The sequence below is a fragment of the Stenotrophomonas sp. 2YAF22 genome (genome assembly GCF_052114665.1).
Lineage (GTDB): Bacteria > Pseudomonadota > Gammaproteobacteria > Xanthomonadales > Xanthomonadaceae > Stenotrophomonas > Stenotrophomonas indicatrix.
In genome coordinates this window covers 1-4,438 of the sequence record NZ_JBFRFE010000356.1, presented here as the reverse complement: position 1 = coordinate 4,438, position 4,438 = coordinate 1, and the positions used below count along the sequence as shown (strand labels likewise).

5 protein-coding genes are annotated in these 4,438 nt (G+C 67.7%); 4 read left to right on the top strand and 1 reads right to left on the bottom strand.

Annotation, left to right across the window (positions count from 1 at the left end; genetic code table 11):
- Positions 1–186: 186 nt before the first annotated feature.
- Positions 187–1,062, bottom strand: coding sequence for a LysR family transcriptional regulator (locus AB4Y84_RS14275; RefSeq protein ID WP_442244930.1), 876 nt, complete (start codon positions 1,060–1,062; stop codon positions 187–189).
- 101 nt (positions 1,063–1,163) lie between these two features.
- Between AB4Y84_RS14275 and AB4Y84_RS14270 the strand changes: the two genes are divergently transcribed.
- The 4 genes from AB4Y84_RS14270 to dbpA all read left to right on the top strand — a co-directional run.
- Entirely contained in the window at positions 1,164–2,243 is a 1,080-nt protein-coding gene (locus AB4Y84_RS14270; protein WP_442244929.1) for a YeiH family protein, read from the top strand.
- Between the two features lie 74 nt (positions 2,244–2,317).
- Complete coding sequence (locus AB4Y84_RS14265) at positions 2,318–2,860, top strand: CbrC family protein (protein WP_442250321.1); 543 nt, start codon at positions 2,318–2,320, stop codon at positions 2,858–2,860.
- Between the two features lie 44 nt (positions 2,861–2,904).
- The gene (locus AB4Y84_RS14260; protein ID WP_442244927.1) at positions 2,905–3,177 is read left to right on the top strand and encodes a hypothetical protein; all 273 of its coding nucleotides are present in this window, start codon (positions 2,905–2,907) and stop codon (positions 3,175–3,177) included.
- A gap of 102 nt (positions 3,178–3,279) precedes the next feature.
- A partial coding sequence (dbpA, locus tag AB4Y84_RS14255) for an ATP-dependent RNA helicase DbpA (RefSeq protein ID WP_442250320.1) occupies positions 3,280–4,438 on the top strand: 1,159 nt, incomplete at its 3' end.

Genomic DNA, 4,438 nt, shown 5'->3' with positions numbered 1-4,438 from the left:
CCTTGGGGGCTTGGCCGCGGCATCCATGCCGCGGACACCCCCGCAACCGGACCCACCCCGCCTTCGACAGATTTCCGCTGCTGTTGGTGGGTGCCGACCGTTGGTCGGCACGGGGTCGGATCCCGTTGCTGCGCAACGGGCTCTGACCCCTTCGTGGAATTCGCGTCTGGGGAAAATGAATCCCTGCTACTGCACGTCTCCCAACAACGCCTGCAAACCCGGCAACCATCGCTTGCCGGGGTGGCGTACCAGCCACAGGGTGCGCTGCAGGGCGGGCAGCGGGGTTTCCAGAATGCGCAGTCGACCGAGGGCCAAGGGTTCTTCCAGGGCGTGGCGGGACAGGCAGGCCAGGCCGAGGCCGGCAATGGCGGCTTGCTTGATGGCTTCGGTATTGCCCAGCTGCAGGGTCTGCGCGAAGCCGCGCAGGTGCGGCAGCAACGCCTGTTCGACGGCCTCGCGGGTGCCGGATCCGGGTTCGCGCAGCAGCCAACGGGCGGCGCGCAGTTCATCCAGCGACCAACGCGGGGGCGCGTCCGCGGCTGCCACGATCACCAGCGAATCCTGCTGCCAGGCCGTAACCTGCAGTCCGCGTTCATGGCATGGGCCTTCGATCAATCCTGCATCCACGTCCAACCGTTGAACGGCCGCCACCACGCCTGCGCTGTTGTCGATGCGCAGGTCGACCTCGGCCTGCGGCGCCTGCCGCAGCAGTTCGGCGATACGCGGCGGCAGCAGGTAGTTGCCGACGGTGGTGCTGGCCGCCAGTACCAGCCGCAGGGGTGCACCTTGGGCGGGGTCACCGCCCGCCGCCAACTGCCGCTCCAGATCGGCGGCATTGACCAGCAACGCGCGCGCCGGTTCCAGCAATGCCCGGCCGTGGCCGTTCAACGCCAGACGACGGCCGATGCGGTCGAACAGCGGCGTGCCGAAATGGGCCTCCAGTTCCTGCAATGCGGCGCTGCTGGCCGATTGCGAGAGGGCGATGGCCTGACCGGCAGCCGTGGTGCTGCCGTGATCGGCGATGGCGACGAAGACCTGCAGCTGGCGGAGGGTCAGGCGCACATTCAACCTACTGGATAGGTAATTTTCACCAATATTATTCGTTTTACTGGTCAATGTGGCGAGCGCACGCTGGCATGGCCTCTTCAGACCCTTCCACTGCCATGAACGCCCCTGCTCTCTCCTCCTGGTCCCCGCCCGCCCTGCGCCAGCGCTGGCAACCGCGGCTGCCCGGCCTGCTGCTGGTCGGCCTCGTCGCGGCCGCCTCGCTGTACCTGGCCGAGCTGCCGTGGCTGCAGGCGCATGGCCTGAGCGCACTGACGGTGGCAATCGTCGCTGGCATCGTGGTCGGCAACACGCTCTACCCGCGGCTGACCCCTGCCAGCGCGGCGGGCGTCGGCTTCTCCAAGCATTGGCTGCTGCGCGCCGGCATCGTGCTGTACGGCCTGCGGCTGACCTTCCAGGACATCGGCCACGTCGGCGTCGCCGGCGTGCTGATGGACGTGCTGGTAGTGGCGAGCACCTTTGGCCTGGCCTGCTGGTTGGGCGTGCGCGTGTTCAAGATGGAGCGCGAGGCCGCCATGCTGATCGGTGCCGGCAGTGCCATCTGCGGTGCGGCCGCCGTCATGGCCGCCGAACCCGTGGTGCGCGGTCGCGCCGCGCAGGTAACGGTAGCGGTATCGACGGTGGTGGTGTTTGGAACGGTGGCGATGTTCCTGTATCCCGCGCTGTACACGCTGGTGCAGTCACATGGCTGGCTGGCGATGGACGCGCAGCAGTACGGCCTGTTCACCGGCGCGACCGTGCACGAAGTCGCACAGGTGGTCGCTGCCGGACGCGCGGTAAGCGAGCCGGCCGCCGATACCGCCGTCATCACCAAGATGGTGCGGGTGATGTTGCTGGCACCGTTCCTGATCGCGCTGTCGCTGTGGCTGGCGCGTGGCGGCAAGGCGACGGCGGACGGTGGCAAGGCCCGGATCGTGGTGCCGTGGTTCGCGTTCGGTTTCGTGGCGGTTGCCGGCCTCAATTCGCTGCACCTGCTGCCGGCCGGGCTGCAGGCAGGACTGGTGCAGCTGGATACGGTGCTGCTGGCGATGGCGATGGCCGCACTGGGCCTGACCACCCACGTCTCGGCCCTGCGCCAGGCCGGCCTGAAGCCGCTGCTGCTGGCGCTGATCCTGTTCGGCTGGCTGCTGTTCGGCGGCCTGGCGATCCACCAGGGTGTGCTGGCGGTGCTTGGCTGAGCGACCCTCCCAGCTTGCCGGGACCATCCGCAGGTCGTACAAGACCGTACCCTGCGCTGCACCGGATGGACGCCATGAGCATCAATGACTTTCCAAACTTCCGCTACCACCCGGACCCGGTTGCGACGGGCAACGTGGGGTCGTCCACTGCTGCCTGCAGGGTCTGCCAGCAAGCGCGTGGATACGTGTACCTGCGCGATGCCATCCACGCAGGGCGCGAAGATTATTCAGAGCAGATCTGCCCTTGGTGCATTGCCGATGGCCGAGCAGCGTCGGCACTGAATATCGCATTTGCCTGCAGCCTGGACGTCGACCACGGCGTGCCCGTAACCGCTTTGGAAGAGCTGTCCCTGCGCACGCCAGGCTACGTCAGCTTTCAAGGGGAAAAATGGCTGGCCCATTGCAGTGATGTCTGCCGCTTCCTGGGCGATGCCACCATGGAACAGCTGAGTCAGGCCTCGGCAGCGAGCATCGCGGCATGGTGCGCGGCCAACGACGCCGACCAAGYACTTTGGTCGGAGCTGGTCAGCGACTACGAACCCGGTGGAGATATCGGCTTCTACACGTTCGAGTGCCTGCACTGCGGCCTGATCCAGTTCCATGTTGACGCGGCCTGAGCCTCCTGCTGCGCATGTCCAACGTGGATCGTTAGACTTGAGACATGCCCGCCTCCCCCGCCCTGCTGCCTATCCCGTTGCGATTGCTGGATGACCGTTACGGGCCGGGTAATGTGGATGAAGCCGAAGACACGCTGGTCGAGATCGTTCAGGCGGTGATGGGCGCGCAGGCGACCTGCTCGTTCGACGTCGACACGCGGCACGCCAACCCGTGGTTCCACCAGCTGCTGCTGGAGCCCCGGGTCGCTGGAAAACCGGCCAGCCGGGAGCAGTTGCAGGCCATGGCTGCGCGGCTGGTGGCCATCGGGCTGGGCTGAGAAGACGTTCGGCCAAGGTGCCGACCAAGGTCGGCCGCTACCAGGCGCCCCCACAATCGTGAACGACGGCGGGACCGGGCGCGCGCGCAGGTACAATGCGCCATGACTGATTTCTCGACCCTGCCGCTGAGCCCGGCCCTGCAGCCCGGCCTTGATGCCCTCGGCTACACCACTCTCACCCCCGTGCAGGCGCAGAGCCTGCCCGCGATCCTGGATGGCCGCGATGTGATCGCGCAGGCGCCGACCGGCAGCGGCAAGACGGCGGCGTTCGGCCTCGGCCTGCTGCAGGCCATCGATCCCAGCCTGATCCGCGTGCAGGCACTGGTACTGTGCCCGACCCGCGAGCTGGCCGACCAGGTCGCCAAGCAGATCCGCAAGCTGGCCACCGGCATCCCCAACCTGAAGCTGCTGCTGCTGACCGGCGGCACGCCGCTGGGCCCGCAGCTGGCGTCGCTGGAAAGCCATGATCCGCACGTGGTGGTCGGCACGCCTGGCCGCGTGCAGGAACTGGCGCGCAAGCGCGCACTGAACCTGGGCGCAGTGCGCACGCTGGTGCTGGACGAAGCCGACCGCATGCTCGACATGGGCTTTGAGGAACCGATCCGCGAGATCGCCGGCCGCACCCATCGCGATCGCCAGAGCCTGCTGTTCTCGGCCACCTTCCCCGACACCATCCGCGCCATGGCCCGCGACCTGTTGCGCGATGCCGCTGAAGTGACGGTGGATGGCGCCGACCAGGCCCCGGCCATCCGCCACGTGTTCTGCGAAGTGGAGCCGGCGCATCGGCAGAAGGCGCTGGCTGGCCTGCTGCTTAAGTACACGCCCGAATCGGCGGTGGTGTTCTGCAACACCCGCAAGGACGTGGACGAAGTCGCCAACTCGCTCCAGCAGTTCGGCTTCTCCGCGCTCGCCCTGCATGGCGACATGGAACAGCGCGACCGCGAGGAAGTGCTGCTGCGCCTGGCCAACCGCAGCTGCAACGTGCTGGTTGCCAGCGACGTCGCCGCGCGCGGGCTGGACGTGGAAGACCTGGCGGCGGTGATCAACTACGAGCTGCCCACCGATGTGGAGAGCTACCAGCATCGTGTCGGCCGTACCGGTCGTGCCGGCGCCAGTGGCTTGGCGATCAGCCTGGTAGCGGGCCGCGAAAAGAACCGCGCCGAGGCCATCGAAACACAGCGCGGCGAGCCGCTGGACTGGCAGAAGACGCCGCTGGCGACGTCGCGCCCGGCCGAGCTGCCGCAGGCGGCGATGCGCACCC

Bases quoted from the DNA above. Each gene is read 5' to 3' on its own strand.
- AB4Y84_RS14270 (WP_442244929.1), top strand. From the start codon at position 1,164: ATGAACGCCCCTGCTCTCTCCTCCTGGTCCCCGCCCGCCCTGCGCCAG.
- AB4Y84_RS14260 (WP_442244927.1), top strand. From the start codon at position 2,905: ATGCCCGCCTCCCCCGCCCTGCTGCCTATCCCGTTGCGATTGCTGGAT.